At 72.8% G+C, this 17,202-nt stretch carries 18 protein-coding genes; 11 read left to right on the top strand and 7 right to left on the bottom strand.

Annotated features, from left to right (window positions below; genetic code table 11):
• Positions 1-188 precede the first annotated feature (188 nt).
• From sigE to IE118_RS20085, 5 genes are all read left to right on the top strand, one after another.
• Complete coding sequence (sigE, locus tag IE118_RS20105; RefSeq protein ID WP_189559350.1) at positions 189-848, top strand: RNA polymerase sigma factor SigE; 660 nt, start codon at positions 189-191, stop codon at positions 846-848.
• Entirely contained in the window at positions 845-1,768 is a 924-nt protein-coding gene (locus tag IE118_RS20100; protein WP_189559349.1) for an anti-sigma factor family protein, read from the top strand. The genes sigE and IE118_RS20100 overlap by 4 nt, the downstream gene beginning before the upstream one ends.
• 101 nt (positions 1,769-1,869) lie before the next feature.
• Positions 1,870-3,753, top strand: coding sequence for a trypsin-like peptidase domain-containing protein (locus IE118_RS20095; protein ID WP_189559348.1), 1,884 nt, complete (start codon positions 1,870-1,872; stop codon positions 3,751-3,753).
• A gap of 191 nt (positions 3,754-3,944) precedes the next feature.
• A complete protein-coding gene (locus tag IE118_RS20090) occupies positions 3,945-4,382 on the top strand; it encodes a sec-independent translocase (protein ID WP_189559347.1) in 438 nt (145 codons plus the stop codon).
• A 248-nt stretch (positions 4,383-4,630) separates the two neighbouring features.
• Positions 4,631-5,305 carry a hypothetical protein gene (locus IE118_RS20085; protein WP_189559346.1) on the top strand — a complete coding sequence of 225 codons (675 nt, stop codon included), beginning with the start codon at positions 4,631-4,633 and terminating at the stop codon, positions 5,303-5,305.
• Positions 5,306-5,379: 74 nt separating this feature from the next.
• On the opposite strand, the gene IE118_RS20080 is transcribed toward IE118_RS20085, so the two are convergent.
• From IE118_RS20080 to IE118_RS20070, 3 genes are read right to left on the bottom strand one after another with little or no spacing between them, the layout of a single operon-like run.
• A complete protein-coding gene (locus IE118_RS20080; RefSeq protein ID WP_189559345.1) occupies positions 5,380-6,513 on the bottom strand; it encodes an Mrp/NBP35 family ATP-binding protein in 1,134 nt (377 codons plus the stop codon).
• Between the two features lie 43 nt (positions 6,514-6,556).
• Complete coding sequence (locus tag IE118_RS20075) at positions 6,557-7,165, bottom strand: DUF1003 domain-containing protein (protein WP_189559344.1); 609 nt, start codon at positions 7,163-7,165, stop codon at positions 6,557-6,559.
• A complete protein-coding gene (locus IE118_RS20070; protein ID WP_189559343.1) occupies positions 7,155-8,441 on the bottom strand; it encodes a magnesium transporter MgtE N-terminal domain-containing protein in 1,287 nt (428 codons plus the stop codon). The genes IE118_RS20075 and IE118_RS20070 overlap by 11 nt, the downstream gene beginning before the upstream one ends.
• Positions 8,442-8,656: 215 nt before the next feature.
• Between IE118_RS20070 and IE118_RS20065 the strand changes: the two genes are divergently transcribed.
• Positions 8,657-9,430, top strand: a complete 774-nt coding sequence (locus tag IE118_RS20065) for a hypothetical protein (protein ID WP_189559342.1) — start codon at positions 8,657-8,659, stop codon at positions 9,428-9,430.
• On the opposite strand, the gene IE118_RS20060 is transcribed toward IE118_RS20065, so the two are convergent.
• Positions 9,431-9,946 carry a hypothetical protein gene (locus IE118_RS20060; RefSeq protein WP_189559427.1) on the bottom strand — a complete coding sequence of 172 codons (516 nt, stop codon included), beginning with the start codon at positions 9,944-9,946 and terminating at the stop codon, positions 9,431-9,433. It lies immediately after the preceding gene.
• 43 nt (positions 9,947-9,989) lie between these two features.
• Positions 9,990-11,111 carry a magnesium and cobalt transport protein CorA gene (locus IE118_RS20055; protein WP_189559341.1) on the bottom strand — a complete coding sequence of 374 codons (1,122 nt, stop codon included), beginning with the start codon at positions 11,109-11,111 and terminating at the stop codon, positions 9,990-9,992.
• Positions 11,112-11,616: 505 nt separating this feature from the next.
• On the opposite strand from IE118_RS20055, the gene IE118_RS20050 reads away from it, so the two are divergent.
• From IE118_RS20050 to IE118_RS20035, 4 genes are all read left to right on the top strand, one after another.
• Entirely contained in the window at positions 11,617-12,201 is a 585-nt protein-coding gene (locus IE118_RS20050) for a suppressor of fused domain protein (RefSeq protein ID WP_189559340.1), read from the top strand.
• 111 nt (positions 12,202-12,312) lie between these two features.
• Positions 12,313-12,954: a DUF6758 family protein gene (locus IE118_RS20045; RefSeq protein WP_189559339.1), complete on the top strand. Its 642-nt coding sequence runs from the start codon at positions 12,313-12,315 to the stop codon at positions 12,952-12,954.
• 305 nt (positions 12,955-13,259) lie between these two features.
• Positions 13,260-14,117, top strand: coding sequence for a PHP domain-containing protein (locus IE118_RS20040; protein ID WP_189559338.1), 858 nt, complete (start codon positions 13,260-13,262; stop codon positions 14,115-14,117).
• A 159-nt stretch (positions 14,118-14,276) separates the two neighbouring features.
• Positions 14,277-14,882 carry a MarC family protein gene (locus IE118_RS20035; RefSeq protein WP_189559337.1) on the top strand — a complete coding sequence of 202 codons (606 nt, stop codon included), beginning with the start codon at positions 14,277-14,279 and terminating at the stop codon, positions 14,880-14,882.
• Between the two features lie 123 nt (positions 14,883-15,005).
• On the opposite strand, the gene IE118_RS20030 is transcribed toward IE118_RS20035, so the two are convergent.
• Entirely contained in the window at positions 15,006-15,158 is a 153-nt protein-coding gene (locus tag IE118_RS20030; protein ID WP_189559336.1) for a DUF8834 family protein, read from the bottom strand.
• Between the two features lie 218 nt (positions 15,159-15,376).
• Here IE118_RS20030 and IE118_RS20025 point away from each other — a divergent pair, with 218 nt between their 5' ends.
• Positions 15,377-16,279, top strand: a complete 903-nt coding sequence (locus IE118_RS20025; protein WP_189559426.1) for an NYN domain-containing protein — start codon at positions 15,377-15,379, stop codon at positions 16,277-16,279.
• On the opposite strand, the gene IE118_RS20020 is transcribed toward IE118_RS20025, so the two are convergent.
• On the bottom strand, positions 16,276-17,136 hold the full coding sequence (locus IE118_RS20020) for an alpha/beta fold hydrolase (RefSeq protein WP_229846869.1): 861 nt from the start codon (positions 17,134-17,136) through the stop codon (positions 16,276-16,278). The genes IE118_RS20025 and IE118_RS20020 overlap by 4 nt on opposite strands.
• Between the last annotated feature and the right edge of the window lie 66 nt (positions 17,137-17,202).

Genomic DNA, 17,202 nt, shown 5'->3' with positions numbered 1-17,202 from the left:
AGTCGTACGAGCCGTGGCACCCCAGATCAAATTCTCGTAAAACCGCTTATCCGGAGCTAACGGGCGAGGTGGCTATGGTAGGGGCTCCACTGGACACCACCAGAGCCGACAGGGGAGGTGCGGCTGCACCTGTGGATCGCGGAGGAGTGCTGCGGCGCATCCTCGGATCGGCGGGCAGGCCGAAATCCGTGAACGACACCGCAGCTGACCACGACCGCGCCGGCGACCCGGCCCAGACCGCCACCTTCTCCGGCGACGCGGACGGGCAGGCGTGGACTCCGCCCACCTGGGAGGAGATCGTCAGCATGCACAGCGGCCGGGTCTACCGGCTCGCCTACCGGCTCACGGGCAACCAGCACGACGCCGAGGACCTCACCCAGGAGGTCTTCGTCCGCGTCTTCCGCTCCCTGTCCACGTACACGCCGGGCACCTTCGAGGGCTGGCTGCACCGCATCACCACCAACCTCTTCCTGGACATGGTCCGCCGCAAGCAGCGCATCCGCTTCGACGCGCTCGGCGACGACGCGGCCGAGCGGCTGCCCAGCAAGGAGCCCACGCCGCAGCAGGCGTTCAACGACGCCCACTTCGACGCGGACGTCCAGCAGGCCCTCGACACCCTCGCCCCCGAGTTCCGCGCCGCCGTCGTGCTGTGCGACATCGAAGGGCTGTCGTACGAGGAGATCGCGGCCACCCTGGGCGTGAAGCTCGGCACCGTCCGGTCCCGGATCCACCGCGGCCGTTCCCAGCTGCGCAAGGCCCTCGCGCACCGTTCGCCCAAGGCACGCGCGGAGCGCCGCTCCTTCGTGCCGCGTGTTCCCGCACTGGGAGGAGGGGGCGCGAGCGCGTGAGCGGTTCACAGCCGAAGTCGGCCGAGGGACACCTCGCAGAGCAGCACCTGGGAGACCGACTCTCCGCCCTGGTGGACGGGGAGCTCGGTCACGACGCGCGTGAGCGCGTCCTCGCGCACGTCGCCACCTGCGCCAAGTGCAAGGCGGAGGTGGACGCGCAGCGCCGTCTGAAGAACGTCTTCGCGGAGGCGGCCCCGCCGCCGCCCTCCGAGAGCTTCCTGGCCCGCCTCCAGGGGCTGCCCGGCGGGGGCGACCTCGGCGACGGCGGCTCACCGCTGGGCGGCGCAGGGCTGCCCGGCGGCGCCTCCGGCCGTTTCGGCGCGTCCGGGGTCTTCGGGCCCAGGCGCGGCGAGCGCTTCGAGTTCGCCTACACGCCGGTCCGGCGGCACACGCCGGTGGCCGCGGCGGCCGGCGTGCACGACGTCGGCCGGCACGAGACCGACCGGCCGTCCTCCCGGGGACTGCGGTTCGCCTTCGTCGCCGCCGGAGCGGTCTCGCTGGCCGCGATCGCCCTGGGCGGCGTCACCGTGAGCGGACCCGTCGACGCGGAGACGCGCGGCTCCGGCAAGGGCAGCAACGTGACGCCCGTGCGCACCCAGGGCGCCGGCGCGGCGACGACGACTCCCGACACCCGCCGTCGCGGCGTCGGGCCGCTGCTGGGGCAGCTGGCGGGCCACAGCGGGACGGGACACACCCCCGTCGCGCCGATCGCCGTCGGCGCACCCCTGCTGCCCGGCCTCCCGGCACCCACCACGGGCGGCGCGACAGCCGTCTCCCCACTGATACGTCCGCTCGGCACCACCCCGCCGCTCACCCTGACCGCCTGGGCCGCGTCCGCCGGTCTCCGGGCACCCGGGCCCGTCACCGCCGCCACGACGCCGGCCCCGGCGCCCACCGCCACCTCCCGCACGGCCCGCTGACGGTTCACTGCGCAGGGGCGCGCGAACCTGGTTGAATTCCCGGTGGCGCGCCCAGGCCCCTCCGGCCGGGCGCCGAGCCAGTGTCCAGCTGTGGGGAGAGCATGAACCAGGGGAAGCCGGGCCCACCGGGGGATGAGCCGACCGTGCGTCCGGAGCCACCCGAGGGGGACTTCGAACTGCCGCGCCCGGCTGCCCGGGCAGCCGCCCCCGACGAGGGCGACTACGAACTCGAACGCCCCCAGCCCCCCGCACCCGCCCTCCCCGCCCACGGGACCGCCCCCGCGGCCGCAGGACCCGGGGCGCCGGACGAGGGCACCGCGCCCCTTCCCACCGCCGCCGACGGGGCCGACGGGACGGTCGCGCCCGGCCCCGGGACGGCCGCTCGGACGCCCGCCGGAGCCGCGGCGGACACGTCGGGCACCGACGAACACCCCGCGGGCCCCGCGGCCGCGCGGGGCGGCCTGAGCGACGCGCAGGGCGGGCCGGCGTTCGAAGAGGCAGGCGCGGGCGCCGGGGCCGGGCCGGCCGAGGGCCATGTGCGGCCGTTGCACGACCCCGACCCCTACAGCACCCCGCCGTACGGCGAACCGGGCCCCTGGGCGCCCGCGCCGCCCGTGCAGCACCCCGGGAACACACCCGCGCACGGTGTGCCGGGTGCCGCCCCGCCGCCGGTCATGGACGCGGCCCCGCCGCCGGTCATGGACGCCACCCCGCCCGTGCCCGCCCCGGCGCACCCCGACCCCGCGGCCGCCGCCCCGGCCGCCACCCCGGCCGCCGACCCCTGGGGCCGCTACGACCCCTGGGCGGCCGCGGCGGCGGTGACCCCGTTGCAACAGGCCGAGCCCGTCCTGATGGGACGCGAGCAGCGGCGCGGACGCACCCGGCGGACGCTGGTCGCGGGCGCCCTGCTGCTCGCCCTCGTGTCCGGCGGCGTCGGCGGCATCGTCGGCGCCCACCTGGAGCGCAACGGCGGCATCGGGACCGTGGAACTGCCGCAGGCCGCCAGGAACGACGCCGGGCGCGACCCCGGCAGCGTCGCCGGGATCGCCGCCCAGGCCCTGCCCAGCGTCGTCACCCTGCACGTCAGCGGCGGCGGCGCGGCCGGCACCGGCACCGGGTTCGTGCTCGACGAGCGCGGCCACATCCTCACCAACGACCACGTCGTCCAGCCCGCCGGCGACAACGGCGACATCACCGTCACCTTCCACAGCGGCGACACCGCCGAGGCCACCGTCGTCGGCCGGGACAGCGGCTACGACCTCGCCGTGGTGAAGGTGAAGGGCGTCCGCGGCCTCGCCCCGCTGCCCCTCGGCAACTCCGACAACGCGCGCGTGGGCGACCCCGTCGTCGCCATCGGCGCCCCCTTCGACCTGGCGGGCACCGTCACCTCCGGCATCATCAGCGCCCGCGAGCGGCCCATCACCGCCGGCGGCGAGAAGGGCGACGGCAGTGACGTGTCGTACGTCGACGCCCTCCAGACCGACGCGCCGATCAACCCCGGCAACTCCGGCGGCCCCCTGCTCGACACCGAGGGCCGGGTGATCGGCATCAACTCCGCGATCCGCTCCGCCGACGGCAGCGACGACCCCGACGGCGGCGGCCGGGCCGGTTCCATAGGGCTCGGCTTCGCCATCCCGATCAACCAGGGCAAACGCGTCGCCGAGGAGCTGATCAACACCGGGAAGGCGACCCACCCGGTGATCGGCGTCACCCTCGACATGGAGTACGGCGGTGACGGCGCGCGGGTCGCCGCCGAGGGCAGTGACGGCGGGCCCCCCGTCACCACCGGAGGCCCCGGCGCCCGGGCGGGCATCAAGGCCGGTGACGTCATCACGGAGGTCGACGGCCGCCGCGTCCACTCCGGCGAGGAACTCATCGTCAAGACCCGCGCCCACCGCCCCGGCGACCGGCTGGAGCTCACCGTGGAGCGCGACGGGAAGGAGCGGAAGGTCTCCCTGGTGCTCGGTTCCTCCGGCGGCGGCTGAGCGCGGCTGCTGAGCGCGAGGAGGGAGCGCGGGGAGGGAGCGCGGGACCGGCGCGCGGACCGAGCCACGAGGGGCCCGGGACAGTACCGGTCATACGGGGTGGGCGGGTACCGTGGACCCGGCCCGGACCACGGAGAGAGCACAGGCCGGCACCGGGGGCCGAGGACCGAAGGCATCACGAGGAGCTTCAGGTGTTCAATGACATAGGACCACTCGAGCTGGTGACGCTCATCATCCTCGCCGTGCTCGTCTTCGGTCCGGACAAGCTCCCCAAGGTCATCCAGGACGTGACCCGTACGATCCGGAAGATCCGGGACTTCTCGGACAGCGCCAAGCAGGACATCCGGGAGGAGCTCGGCCCGGAGTTCAAGGACTTCGAGTTCGAGGACCTCAACCCCAAGACGTATCTCCGCAAGAAGCTGGACAGCGACGACCTGGGGCTGAAGGAGATCCGCAGCGGCTTCGACCTGAAGAAGGAGATGGCCGAGGTCACGGACGCCGTCCACGGCCGCGAGAGCGAGGCCGCGCCGGCCCCCGCCGACTCCGCGGGTGGCCGCGTGGACATGACCAAGAAGCCGGAGCGCGCGGCCGCCGACGACCGCCCGCCCTACGACATGGACGCCACCTGACGCTGCGACCCGGCGGCCGCGGGCCCGGCGGGGACGGCGGGTACGCCCCCGCGCACGTGACGCGTTTCATACTCCACACGGGCCCCGTGCGGCCCGATCCGGACCTCCGAGCGGCCCAAGCGCCGGGCGGTTTCCCGGCCCGTGGCCACAAGGTGACTATGCTGCCGACGTGTTGTGCGGAACGGACGAGTACGCCCGAAGGGGGGCGGGCCGCCCGGTCCGACGAGAGCGAGGAGGCGTCCGGGCACATGGAGACGACGAGTTCGGCGGTCGCGCAGGCGCCGGCCGCGGAGGACGGACAACACGTCCCCTCCGCCCGGCGTACCGTCGACGGATACCTGCGCGCACCGTTCCCCTGGTACGGCCTCGACGAGGCGTTCACCGGACCGCGCTGGCTGATGCAGGTCGGACTGGCCGCCGACGGAGCCGTCGAGCACGGATCGGTCGGACACGGCGACGAGCCCTCGGTGCGCAGCGAGGTCGTGGCCGGCGGTGACCCCGAGGCCAAGGAGAAGTTCGCCGTCGTGGTGACCGTGGCCGCCAACCCGGTCCGCCGCAGCGCCGACGGCACCGGACTGCTGGAGGCCACCTCGGTCTCCTCCGCCGCCTGGCTCGCCGGTGTGGGACTGCTGTCCTTCACCTGGCCCGGCCAGATGGACCACTCCCTGCGCGACGACTGGCTGGAGCAGCAGACGGAGACGGCCTGGGCCCTCGCCGACGACCTGGAGAGCGAGGACTGGTCGACCCTGTCCCTGCCCGTGGACGGGGTCCCGACCCCGTTCCACTACCGGGAGTCCGAGTTCGGCTGGGTGCTCGCCGGTTCCACCCGGGCCGGCGTGCACGTCGGCGCGTACGGCCGGGGGATGAGCGCCTACGGCCTCGGTTTCGCCGTGGTCGAGGACATCGCCTCCTACGACGACTGAGCGGGCCCGGGGGCCGAGTGCGTACGCCGGAGGGCGCCGTCCACGCGGACGGCGCCCTCCGGCGTCATGAACCCTCAGAACTTGTTGCGCGGGGTGATCCCCAGGGACATGCCCGACAGGCCCCGCTGACGGCCGCCGAGCTTGCCGGCGATCGAGCGGAGCGCCGCACCCGCGGGGGAGTCCGGGTCGGACAGCACCACGGGCCGGCCCTCGTCGCCGCCCTCGCGCAGCCGGACGTCGATCGGGATGGCACCGAGCACCGGAACGTTCGCACCGGTCGTGCGGGTCAGGCCGTCGGCGACCGTCTGACCGCCGCCGGTGCCGAACACGTCGACCATCTCGCCGCAGTGCGGGCAGGGCAGCCCGGACATGTTCTCCACCACGCCGACGATCTTCTGGTGCGTCTGCACGGCGATGGAGCCCGCGCGCTCGGCCACCTCGGCCGCCGCCTGCTGGGGCGTGGTGACCACCAGGATCTCCGCGTTCGGCACCAGCTGGGCCACGGAGATCGCGATGTCGCCCGTGCCCGGCGGCAGGTCGAGCAGCAGCACGTCCAGGTCGCCCCAGTACACGTCCGCCAGGAACTGCTGGAGCGCGCGGTGCAGCATCGGGCCGCGCCACACCACCGGGGCGTTGCCCGGGGTGAACATGCCGATGGAGATGACCTTCACGCCGTGCGCCGACGGCGGCATGATCATGTTCTCGACCTGGGTGGGGCGCCCGTCGGCGCCCAGCATGCGCGGCACCGAGTGGCCGTAGATGTCGGCGTCCACGACACCGACCTTCAGGCCGTCGGCCGCCATCGCCGCCGCCAGGTTCACCGTCACCGACGACTTGCCGACGCCGCCCTTGCCGGACGCCACCGCGTAGACCCGGGTCAGGCTGCCCGGCTTGGCGAAGGGCACCTCGCGCTCGGTCTGGCCGCCGCGCAGGGCGCTCGCCAGCTCCTTGCGCTGCTCGTCGCTCATGACGTCCAGCGTGACCGAGACACCGGTGACGCCCTCGACCCGGGAGACCGCGTCCGTCACGCGCTGCGTGATGGTGTCGCGCATGGGGCAGCCGGACACCGTCAGGTACACGGTGACCGCGACCGCACCGTCCGCACCGATCTCCACCGATTTGACCATCCCCAGCTCGGTGATGGGCCGGTTGATCTCGGGGTCGTTCACCGTCGCCAGTGCTTCGCGCACCGCGTCTTCCGTAGCCATACCGACGATGGTACGGCGCCGGGCACACCCGCCGGTAAGGACGTCAGCGGTCGTCTGCGTCACGTCCCGGAGGCCGTTCCGCCCGCATCGCCGGGAACGACCCGTGCTGGTCCTTGTGCCCGTTCTGCCGCGCCTCCATCTCCTTGACCATGTCCTGCAGCTCGGAGCGGATCCAGTCCCGGGTGGCGACCTCCCCGAGCCCGATCCGCAGCGCGGCGATCTCCCGGGTCAGGTACTCGGTGTCGGCGATCGACCGCTCGTTCTGCTTGCGGTCCTGCTCCAGGTTGACCCGGTCGCGGTCGTCCTGCCGGTTCTGCGCGAGCAGGATCAGCGGGGCCGCGTAGGAGGCCTGGAGGGACAGGGCCAGGGTCAGGAAGATGAACGGGTACTCGTCGAAGCGCAGCTCCTTCGGCGCGGAGACGTTCCACAGCACCCACAGGATGATGACGAACGTCATCCAGACGATGAACCGCCCGGTGCCCAGGAACCGCGCCACGCTCTCCGACAGCCGCCCGAAGGCCTCCGGGTCCCACTCGGGCAGGAGCCGGCGTTTGGGGGGCCGCGGCTGGTCCAGCCGGGGCGTGCGCGGCCGTCCGGCCGCCGTGGCGCCCGCGGGCAGCCGCTCCCGTGCTCCGTCGCGCTCAGCCGCCATCGGAGGCCACCTCCTCGTCGTCGAGGTGGAACTCGGTCTCCCGCCAGTCGTCGGGCAGCATGTGGTCCAGGACGTCGTCCACCGTCACCGCGCCCAGCAGCGACCCCGACTCGTCGACCACGGGCGCCGCCACCATGTCGTACGTGGCGAAGAACCCGGCGACCACGGGCAGGGCCGCGTCCGGGTCCAGCGGCTGCAGATCGTCGTCCAGCATCGAGCCGACCAGCGTGTACGGAGGGTCGCGCAGCAGCCGCTGGAAGTGCACCGTGCCCAGGTACTTGCCGGTCGGCGTCTCCTCGGGCGGGCGGCAGACGTACACCTGCGCGGCGTGCGCCGGGGACAGGTCGGGCTCGCGGATCCGCGCCAGGGCGTCGGCGACGGTCGCGTCGGGCCGCAGCACGATCGGCTCGGTCGTCATCAGACCGCCCGCCGTGTGCTCCTCGTACGACATCAGGCGCCGCATGTCGGCCGCGTCGGCGGGCTTCATCAGGCTCAGCAGGCGCTCCTTGTCCTCCTCCGGCAGCTCACCGAGCAGGTCGGCCGCGTCGTCGGGGTCCATCGCCTCCAGGACGTCCGCGGCGCGCTCCTCCTTCAGCTTGCCGAGGATCTCGATCTGGTCGTCCTCGGGCAGCTCCTCCAGGACGTCGGCGAGCCGGTCGTCGTCGAGGGCGGCGGCCACCTCCGCCCGCCGTTTGGCGGAGAGGTGGTGCAGCACGTTGGCGAGGTCGGCGGGGCGCAGCTGCTCGAAGGTGGCGAGCAGGTTCTCGGCGCCCTGCGCGTCCTCCTCCAGGGAGAAGCCGGTGACGGCCGACCACTCCACGGTCAGCGCCTCGCCCTTGCCGCGCCGGAACGCCCCGCCCTTCTTCCCCTTGCGCACGAAGACCCGGTCGATCTCCCACTCGCGGCGGGCCTGCAGCTGATGCACCGACAGGTCCAGGACGGTGACCTCCTCTCCGCTCTCCACCAGCGTCACCCGCCGGTCGAGGAGCTCGCCGAAGACGAGCCGCTCGGTGGGCCGCTGCTCGAAGCGCCGCACGTTGAGCACCCCGGTCGTGATGACCTGGCCGGACTGCACCGCGGTCACCCGGGTCATGGGCAGGAAGATGCGGCGGCGGGTGGAGAGTTCGACCACCAGGCCGAGCAGCCTGGGCGGTCGCCGGCCCGGCCGCAGGATGACGACGAGATCGCGCACGCGCCCCACCTGGTCGCCGGCCGGGTCGAAGACGGCGACACCGGAGACATGTGAGACGAAGAACCGGGGGGCACCCGCTGCCATGGCGGCGGCTCCTTTGCGTGCGGGGTCTTTCGTGGCCGTGTACTGCCTGCTGCGTTCGATTTCCGGATTGCCCGCTCGGGTGGGCTTCAGGCTAGCCCGTCCCGATCGGCCGTGCGTCCGCGGCCGGTCCGGACGGACTGGCTCCGCCCGGCCGCGCGCGCCCCGGTACTCTGCGGTACGCCGTTCAGGTCCCCCGTAAGAGAGGCAGCCCACCTGTGATTCCGATCTCCCAGGGCCGATCCCGCAGGGCCGCGCTGGCCGGCGCCGTGTGCGCACTGCTCGTCACGGGGACGGCGCTCACGGGATGCTCCGAGGATCCGAACGAGGGCACCAACGGGGTCGGCAGACTGCCCGCCGACCAGATCCAGAGCAGGGCCCAGAAGGCCGCGGAGTCGGTCGGCACGGTGCGGCTGCACGGCAGCGTGGTCACCAGCGGGCGCACGTACACGCTCGACATGCGGCTCAAGGAGAAGGGCGGCGTCGGCTCGGTCACCACCAAGGGGGCGACGTTCCGCCTGCTGCGCATCGGGGACGAGCTGTACCTGAAGGCCGACGCCGGTTTTTGGGGCCAGGGGGCGGACGGCGCCGGGGGCGGGGCCGCCGAGGAGGGGGACGCGGCGGACGCGGCGGCGGCCGAGAAGCTCGCCTCGAAGTACGTGAAGGTCCCGCAGGGCGACCCCTCCTACAAGAAGTTCATCGGCTTCACCGACAAGAGTGTGCTGCTGGGCGGTCTGCTGACGCTGCACGGCGAGCTGGCCACCGACGGCCACCACGAGCAGGCCGGCGTGCGTACCATCCGGGTCACCGGCGACGAGGGCTCCGGCGGCACCCTGGACGTCTCGCTCGAGGGAAAGCCCTACCCCCTGCGCCTGGTGCGGGCCGGGGAGGCGGGCACCCTCACCTTCTCGGCCTGGGGCACCGACTTCCCGCTGGAGGAGCCGGCCGAGGACGAGACCCTGGACTACGGGAAACAGCTCCCGACGTCCTAGCTAGCGCCGGCGGCGCTTCCTCCCCAGCAGCAGCCGGGGCAGGGCCGCCGGGACCGGACGCCGGGTCGTCGCCGGGGTGGGCAGCGGAGCCTCGGCCAGGGAACCGTCGGGGAGCGGCGACGTCGCCCCCGTGGGCTCCAGCCGCAGCACCCGGCACTCGCGGGCCCAGCGCTCGGGCATCGTCTCCGCGTCGGGCGCGTTGAGCCGCTTGCCCTTGAGTTCGCCGACCGCCGCCGTCCACGCCTCGGAGCGCGGAGCCAGCTCCACGACCGTCGCGGCCCACGACACCAGCCGGCCGCCCTTGTCCTTGCTGCGCACCGTCACCTCGGCGGTTCCGCCGTCGGCCAGCCCGGGCAGCGGCTGCTCCCCGGGCCCGTCGCCGACGACGCAGGCGGCACCCTCGTGCCACACGTGCCAGAGCGCGCGGGCCGGTACGCCGGGTGCCTCCACCCAGACGAGGCCGGACTTCTTCGTGGCCTCCTCGATGAGGGCCCGGTCGAGCAGCGCGCCTGTCATGGGAGTCATGGGGGCAGCCTATCCAGGCCCGCCCAGGGTGCCCTCACAGCCAGCCGTTGCGCTTCAGCGTGCGGTGGATGCCGAGGCAGAGCGCCACCGTGACACCGAGGACCACCGGGTAGCCGTACTTCCAGTGGGTCTCCGGCATGTAGTCGAAGTTCATCCCGTACACCCCGCACACCATCGTCGGCACGGCGATGATCGCGGCCCACGAGGTGATCTTCCGCATGTCCTCGTTCTGCGCGACGGAGGCCTGGGCGAGGTTGGCCTGGAGGATGGAGTTCAGCAGTTCGTCGAAGCCGACGACCTGCTCCTGCACCCGGGCCACGTGGTCGGCGACGTCCCGGAAGTACTTCTGGATCTCCGGGTCGACCAGCCGCACGGGCCGCTCGCTCAGCAGCAGCATCGGCCGCAGCAGGGGCGCCACGGCCCGCTTGAACTCCAGTACCTCACGCTTGAGTTGGTAGATCTCACCGGCGTCCGTACCGCGCGGGGTGCCCTTGCGGCCGGGCGAGAACACCTTCGTCTCGACCTCGTCGATGTCGTCCTGCATCGCGTCGGCGACCGCGATGTAGCCGTCCACCACGTGGTCGGCGATCGCGTGCAGCACGGCCGAGGGTCCCTTGGCCAGCAGCTCGGGGTCGTCCTGGAGGCGGTGCCTGAGGGTCCGCAGGGAGCCCTGGCCGCCGTGCCGGACGGTGATGAAGAAGTCCCGGCCGGTGAAGCACATCACCTCGCCGGTCTCGACGACCTCGCTGCTGCCGGAGAGCCGCTCGTGGTCGAGGTAGTGGACGGTCTTGAAGACCGTGAACAGCGAATCGTCGTAGCGCTCCAGCTTGGGCCGCTGATGGGCCTGCACGGCGTCCTCCACCGCCAGCGGGTGCAGCCCGAACTCCCGGGCGATTCCCGCGAATTCGGCTTCGTTCGGCTCGTGCATGCCGATCCACACGAAGCCCCCGTCGCGGCGTACGAGACGCATCGCCTCCTGGGGGGTGAGCGGGCCGCCCCCGGTCTCCAGGCGGCGGCCGTCGCGGTAGACGGCGCAGTCCACCACGGCGCTGGCCGTCGCGGTGTCACGGGTGAGGTCGTAGGGGCCGCTCTCCTTGCGCAGCGAGATGCGGGAGGAGGGACGGACCACGGCGCGCAGGTCGCGGATCATCGACATGGCGGGCTCCTTCGCGGGCAGGCAACGAAAGGCGCCGGAACGACGGGTGGAACAACCCGGAATGAGGACGTCCTGGACTGTGCGTGCGGGGCACGTCCACAAAGCGGGGAGCACCGCACCGTCGCGGTGGCGAGCTTCGTCGCTGATTCAGCTACTGGGGCAGATCAGGCAGAACGAAACGGAGTGCTCTTCCGATGGAGACGCGCGCGGAGAGTGAGACGGCTGCGGCGGCAGCCGGACGGGGGGCGACTACATCAGTGCGCGGAAGAGCGGGTGCTACTGCACGGTCGACTTCGGTCCATGCGAGCCCCACCTCCTCCGGCCGGTCCCCCGTGAGGGACGATCCACGATCCCCTGCGGGGACTTCCCCTTGACTGGGGAGTGTCGTACAGCGTTCGGGACGATCGGACGCCGAGTGCCGTCCGAATCACCGGGCAAGCGTATCAGCCGACTGCCGTGTCAAGGCCGCGCTTTGCCCCGTACCGACGAGTTCTATGCTCGCCGCATGGCTGATGTTCTTCCTCTGGTCGAGGCCCGGCTGCGCACGGCGCTGGGCGAACCGGACGCCCGCGCGGCGGTCACCTTCCTGGGCACGGACCGCATCGAGGTGCTGCGCTTCCACGAGGGCGACATCGCGCGCTACGCCACCCTCGGCATGTCCGCGCAGCCCATGACCGACCCCACGGCGGTGGTCGCGGACCCGGTCAGGGGGCCGCGTGCCGAGCTGGTGCTTTCGGTGCGGGCCGGCGTCGCGGACACCGACAAGGTGCTCCGCCCGCTCGCCGTCCTGGCTGCGTCCCCGCAGGTCGAAGGCGTGGTCGTGGCTCCCGGCGCCTCGCTCGACGTGGGCGGACCGCTGTGGCCCGGCGCCCCCTTCACCTCGGTGCTGGTCGCCGAGCCGGGCGGCTTGGTGGAGGACCTCGAGCTCGACGAGCCGCTGGACCCCGTCCGGTTCCTGCCGCTGCTGCCGATGACGCCGAACGAGGCCGCCTGGAAGCGCGTGCACGGAGCCCAGGCCCTCCAGGAGCGCTGGCTGACCCAGGGCACGGACCTGCGTGACCCGGTCCGCAGGTCCGCCTCGCTGGACTGAGCCGGGCGGCCGGCACAGCGCCGTGATCCATGTGCTCATGGCACAAGATGACTGCGCTGGACGGGTGATCGTCCTTGACGTGGCGCGGCAGAGCTAGGACCGTGGGGCTCTATGAGGGGCGAACCCAGTTGCCCGAAGTGCGGTGGCCGGGTCAGGGCTCCCGGCCTCTTCTCGGATGCCTGGCAGTGCGACGCACACGGCACCGTGCACCCGGTACAGCCCGTGATACCGCCGAGCGTCGAGGCCCTCGAGGTCGTCGTGCACCGCACCAGAGTGCCGGTGTGGATGCCGTGGCCGCTCCCGGTCGGCTGGCTCTTCACGGGCGTGGCCAGCGCGGGTGACGACCGCAGCGGGGGCCGGGCGACCGCCGTCGCCTGTACCGGTCCGGGACCGCTCGGCGGCATGGGTGAGCTGATCCTGGTCGCCGAGGAGCTCGGCGTCGGCCTCGGCGCCCGGTACGCGGGCACGGAGGGCCCGGACCCGGGTCCGTACATGAACGTCGAGAAGCCGCCCCAGGCGAAGGTGCTGGCCGCCGGCCGGCCGACCCCGCTCTGGCACGTCTCGAAGACACCCGACGACCGTGCCGTGTTCGCCGGCGAGGCGCTCGGCATGTGGCTGTGGGCGGTGGTGTGGCCGGAGCAGTCGGGCCTGCTGATGTACGACGAGCTGGTCCTGACCGACCTGCGGGACGCGGGGGCCGAGGTGGAACTGGTGCCCTGCGGGGCGCTGTCCCCGCGACTGCTGGAGGTGTAGGACACCTCCTCGGCGTGGTCGCCGGCGGCGGACCCGCGTGGTGCGGCGGGTCGGCGGAGTGTGGCGGGTCGGCAGGGTGCGGTGGTCGGTGCCTACGGCGGATCGGGCGGTGGGGCGGGTCGGGGGTGCGGCGGGTCCGTGGAGGCCGGCGGATCGGTGAGCTCGGCGGCGCGGTGGAGGCCGGCGGATCGGTAGGGGGCACTCGGTAGGGGGCGCAGAGCGGGTTCGGGTATGACGAAGGAGGTCCGGAGTCCGGCTATCCTGAAGCGTCCCCGTCCGTCCGGAACCGCTTGGAGTAACGCGTCGTGCGTATCGACCTGCACACCCACTCCACCGCGTCCGACGGTACGGACACGCCCGCCGACCTGGTCCGCAAGGCTGCCGCCGCCGGTCTGGACGTCGTCGCGCTGACCGACCACGACACCACCCGCGGGCACGCCGAGGCCCTCTCCGTGCTGCCGGAGGGGCTCACGCTGGTCACCGGGGCCGAGCTCTCCTGCCGGCTCGACGGCATCAGCATGCACATGCTGGCCTACCTCTTCGACCCCGAGGAGCCCGCCCTGCTCGCCGAGCGCGAGCTCGTCCGGGACGACCGGGTGCCCCGGGCGAAGGGCATGATCGCCAAGCTGAACGCGCTGGGTGTCCCGGTCACCTGGGACCAGGTCGCCCGGATCGCCGGCGACGGCTCGGTGGGGCGTCCGCACGTGGCCTCCGCGCTGGTCGAGCTGGGGGTCGTGCCGAGCGTGAACGACGCCTTCACCCGGGAGTGGCTGGCCGACGGCGGCCGCGCGTACATGGAGAAGCACGAGACCGACCCCTTCGAGGCCCTGCGGCTGGTCAAGGACGCGGGCGGGGTCGCCGTCTTCGCGCACCCCGCCGCGACCAAGCGCGGCCGGACCGTACCGGAGTCCGCGATCGCCGCGCTCGCCGAGGCCGGCCTCGACGGCATCGAGGTCGACCACATGGACCACGACCCCGACACCCGGGCGCGGCTGCGCGGCCTGGCCGGGGAGCTGGGTCTCCTGGTCACCGGGTCCAGCGACTACCACGGCAGCCGCAAGACCTGTGTCCTCGGCGAGTTCACCACCGACCCCGAGGTGTACGGCGAGATCACGCGCCGCGCGACCGGGGCGTTCCCCGTGCCGGGGGCCGGAGGAGTCTGAGCCTCCCCCCCCGGGTCCGGCGCCGATGTGCCCGGGTCCGGCTCCTCACCCTCTCGACCCACCCCTTTGCCCGCGGCGTTCCCGGTCGTGCGCGCGTACCGCCGCGCGCGCCCTCGTGCGCCCCCGTACGTCCCTCACCGGTTCTTCAGCAAGGCAGTCATGTTCGACATCGCCGTCTTCGGCTCTCTCTTCCTCACCCTGTTCGTCATCATGGATCCCCCGGGGATCACCCCGATCTTCCTCGCCCTGACCGCCGGCCGGCCCGCCAAGGTGCAGAAGCGGATGGCCTTCCAGGCCGTCTGCGTGGCCGGCGGTGTCATCACCGTGTTCGGGCTGCTCGGCCACCAGATCCTGGCCTACCTGCACGTGTCGGTGCCCGCGCTGATGATCGCGGGCGGGCTGCTCCTCCTGCTGATCGCCCTCGACCTGCTCACGGGCAAGACCGACGAGCCCCAGCAGACCAAGGACGTCAACGTCGCGCTCGTCCCGCTGGGCATGCCGCTGCTCGCCGGCCCGGGGGCGATCGTGTCGGTCATCCTGGCCGTGCAGAAGGCCGACGGCGTCACCGGGCAGGTCTCGGTGTGGTCGGCGATCCTCGCCATCCACGTCGTGCTGTGGCTGGTGATGCGGTACTCGCTGCTGATCATCCGGGTCATCAAGGACGGGGGAGTGGTCCTGGTGACGCGCCTGGCGGGCATGATGCTGTCCGCGATCGCGGTGCAGCAGATCATCAACGGCGTCACCCAGGTGATCCAGGGCGGCTGAACGCCGTACCGGCGCCGGACATACGCGGAGCCCCCGTACCGATGGCGGTACGGGGGCTCTCGAAGCATGCGTACCGGGCCCCGGCCCGTGTGGCCGGTGTCCGCGCGCGAGGAGTCTTACGCGTTACGAGGCCGGTGTGTCGGCCGGGCGGATCCACAGGCGCTGCCCGATGGCGGCGGCCTGCTGCACGATGCTGTTGACGGAGGCGGCGTCCACGACGGTCGAGTCCACGGGCGTGCCGTCGACGTCGTCGAGTCGCATGATTTCGAAGCGCATAGGGCTTCTCCCTTCGTCTGGTCATCCTCCTGAAGGAGAACTACTCGGTGGGTGGCCCACGGGCATCCGGGCCCGTGTCCCTGAAGCGTTCAACGACATGCCCCGTGCAAACATTCCCTACGCTAAAGAAAATGTTCGATCGACTAAATACTGACGAGTAAGGGTTTCGAAGGAGACCGACCGGGACCGGTTGTGTTCACAGCGTGACCACCGGGACAATGGAAGTGATGAACGACGACCTCGCGGCCCTGCACGCCCGTATCGACCGCACCAACGAACTGCTTCAGCGCATGCTCGCCGAGGTGGCGAAGACACCCTCGACCCATGCGATCTTCGTCGACGCCGGGTACCTGTACGCCGCCGCGGGCCGGCTCGTCGCCGGGACGGAGGACCGCCGGGCGTTCGACCTCGACGCCGAGGGACTCATCGACGCGCTCATCGACCGGGCCCGCACCGTCTTCGCCGACAGCAGGCTGCTGCGCGTCTACTGGTACGACGGGGCCAGGCGCCGCATCCACACCGCCGAGCAGCAGACCATCGCCGAACTGCCCGACGTCAAGGTCCGCCTCGGCAACCTCAACGCCAACAACCAGCAGAAGGGCGTCGACTCCCTGATCCGCACCGACCTGGAGTCGCTGGCCCGGTACCGCGCCATCAGCGACGCGGCCCTGCTCGGCGGCGACGAGGACCTCGTCTCGGCCGTCGAGGCGGCGCAGGGGTACGGCGCCCGGGTCCACCTGTGGGGCATCGAGGCGCCCGAGGGCCGCAACCAGGCGGAGCCGCTGCTCTGGGAGGTCGACAGCCAGCGCACCCTGGACCTCGACTTCTTCAAGCCCTACGTATCCCGGCGCACGGCACCGGCGTACGAAACCGGCACGGGCCGGCCCACCCGTGAGGACGTCCGGTTCGTCGGCGCGCAGATCGCCGCGAAGTGGCTCGTCGCCCGTGGCCGGGAAACCATGGCGGAACTCCTCCCCGGCCATCCGTACCTGCCCGGGTCCGTCGACCAGGACCTGCTGGTGGAGGCGGAGAGCCTGCTCCAGTACTCCCTGCGCGGCCAGGCGGACCTGCGCCGCTCCCTGCGGGACGGCTTCTGGGCCCATCTCCAGGCGCAGTGCTAGCGGGAGGCGTCCCAGAAGTCGGCGAGGGCCCGGGCGGTCGGCCCGGGCCGGTCGACGGCGGGTGAGTGCTCGGCCCCGTCGACGACCGTGCGGTGCGCACCCAGCCGCCGGGCCATCCGGTCGAGGTCCGGCACCGGCCAGGTGTCGTCGCGCTCACCCGACAGGACGTGGAACGGCAGCGGCACGGCGGCCAGTTCGGCGACGCGGTCCGGCTCGACGCACAACTGGCGCCCGGTCGTCAGTAGTTGTGCGGGCTGGGTGCCCAGCCAGCGTTCCCTGAGCCACTCCTGGCCGCCGATCCCGCGGGCCGGGCCGCCGACCTCCTCCGGCGGGCCCATGGCGAGGATCGCCTCCCAGCACTCCGCCATCGACATCACCGCGAGCGCGTCCCGCAGCAGCTTCACCCGCTGCTCCTGGGAGACGGAGATCCGCGCGGGACCCGAGGAGACGAGGGTGAGGGTGCGGAAGAGGGAGGGATCGAGGAGGACGGCGGCCCGGGCGATCTGGCCGCCGAGCGAGTGCCCGACGAGGTGCACGGGCGCGTCGAGCGCCGCCGCCTGGGCAAGCACGTCCCGCGCCAACTCCTCCTGGGCGTAGGCGGTTTCGTCGTCGGCTGGCCCCTCGGACTGGTACTGCCCCCGTCCGTCCACGGCGACGGTGCGGTAGCCGCGCGCGGCGAGCGGCTCGTGCACCAGCGTGAAGTCCTCCTTGCTGCCGGTGTACCCGGGCAGCAGCAGCACGGTCCCGCGGGCCGTGACCCCGGAGGCGGGCGGCACGTCCACGACGGCGAACTCACCGCGGGCGGTACGCAGCCGGCGTGCGCCGGAGGACGGGGCGGAAGCGGAGTGGCTGGTCACGAGGCCGAGGGTAGCGGGTACGCCCACACCGACGGCCGGCGCGGGGCGGGGCGTCCGCTGTGGACG

The sequence above is a fragment of the Streptomyces pilosus genome (assembly GCF_014649835.1).
In the GTDB taxonomy this organism is placed as follows: Bacteria; Actinomycetota; Actinomycetes; order Streptomycetales; family Streptomycetaceae; genus Streptomyces; species Streptomyces pilosus.
The sequence above is the reverse complement of the archived record's forward strand: the minus strand, read 5'-3'. Positions and strand labels throughout refer to the sequence as shown.